The 1552-nt window shown below is 29.1% G+C and carries 1 protein-coding gene and 1 pseudogene; both read left to right on the forward strand.

The window, feature by feature from the left end; translation table 11 throughout:
- Positions 1-224: 224 nt before the first annotated feature.
- The gene (locus ABZX02_RS43890) at positions 225-326 is read left to right on the forward strand and encodes a type I toxin-antitoxin system Fst family toxin (protein ID WP_002497230.1); all 102 of its coding nucleotides are present in this window, start codon (positions 225-227) and stop codon (positions 324-326) included.
- A gap of 826 nt (positions 327-1152) precedes the next feature.
- Positions 1153-1521, forward strand: a pseudogene (locus tag ABZX02_RS43895) (recombinase family protein); the annotation flags it as partial.
- Positions 1522-1552: the final 31 nt, after the last annotated feature.

A 1552-nucleotide genomic window follows, 5' to 3' on the forward strand; every position in this document is an offset into this window, starting at 1 on the left:
AAATGTATGAAAACACGTGAGAACAACGATGTATAAAAGATGAATAAACGATAATCATAAGGAAAAGGCTTAAACGTTGATTTAACAGCGTTTAAGCCTTTTTGTGTAGTTGACATAATTCAACTTATCGGAAGTTATCTATCGTCGTATATTCGAAGATGATATAATATATAGGTCGCCTATCTCTCAGGCGTCAAACTTAGACGTAGAGAGGAGGTGTAATTATGCTTGATAACTTTGTTCACATCATGACCACAGCAGCGAGTGGTTGTATCGTCGCATTATTTGCGCATTGGCTACGCAATCGTAACGATAAGAAAAAATAGGCGACTATAGTCACACCTAAAAATCCCCTCACTATCGGAAGTAGTGAGGGGATTGGTGTATTATGCTTAATAACTTTGTTAAGTTGATTATAACACTGGTTAGTAGAGAAATGCAAAAAAGAACATTTCATTCGAATTTATATAATTTCGAATATATTCTTCAAAAAGTTTTATATTTGTCAGTGATTCAGCAGATAAATGTGTCCAATTAGGCCATTCTTCTTTTTGGCTAAAGTGATTAAATAAGTGAGCGATATGTTTTTCTTCCAATTTTTCTAATTTCACAAAATCATCTTTTAACTTTGAAATGCTTGGAAATAATGGTATATTATAATTCTTTATTTCTAAACCTATTGGTTGATTAAATTCATTATAAATCATAAATTCATTCCCTTTTGTTGTATTTACCTATTCAATCGTTAAAAATTAAAAGAATTCATCAAGGCTTTGTATTCTGCTAAAGTTAAATTCGTAATTAAAGAATGAATAGAATATCCGATGTAATTACCTATAATCATAAGGTCATGTTAATCAAAGATAATATTCTGACTTTTCCGACACATAAAAGTATAATATTTTCTAACGCATATCAAATAAATTGTAGGTTTTATGTTATGATTCTAAAAAAGCCAAAAAAATTAGTTTCTGGAGATACTGTTGCTCTTATTTCCCCATCGGCTGGTCTAACTGGAGAAAAAGATATTTTATATCGTACTAATATAGGAATAGATTACTTTTACCACATATTATGATAATTTTAATATTTAAGAGTAGTTTAATTATTACTATATATTTAGGGTGTATATCAATTATAAGATAAAAATATATGATTATTGGCCATGCGAGAGTATCATCTATTGATCAAAATTTAGGAAGACAACTAGACAACTTGTAAATATTTGCCGCTGAGAAAATATTTACAGAAAAACAATCTGATAAATCTATTGAACATAGACCCATACTTCGAGAAGCACTTAACTTTATGAGAATAAGAAATCGGTTTGTCATGGAATCTATGGATCGTTTGGGACGTAATTATGATGAAATAATCAACACAGTTAATTATTATTTAAAAGACAAAGATTTTTAATTGATGATTACTAGTTTATCTATAATGAACGAAGTCATTAGTAATCTATTATTGGATAATTTTATGAGAAATCTGACTATTCAAATATTAATTATGCCTTCAGAGTAGGAAAGAAATGATAGTTAACGCAGACAAG

Source organism: Lentzea sp. NPDC003310 (assembly GCF_040610935.1).
GTDB lineage: Bacteria > Actinomycetota > Actinomycetes > Mycobacteriales > Pseudonocardiaceae > Lentzea.

Bases quoted from the DNA above. Each gene is read 5' to 3' on its own strand.
- ABZX02_RS43890 (WP_002497230.1), top strand. From the start codon at position 225: ATGCTTGATAACTTTGTTCACATCATGACCACAGCAGCGAGTGGTTGT.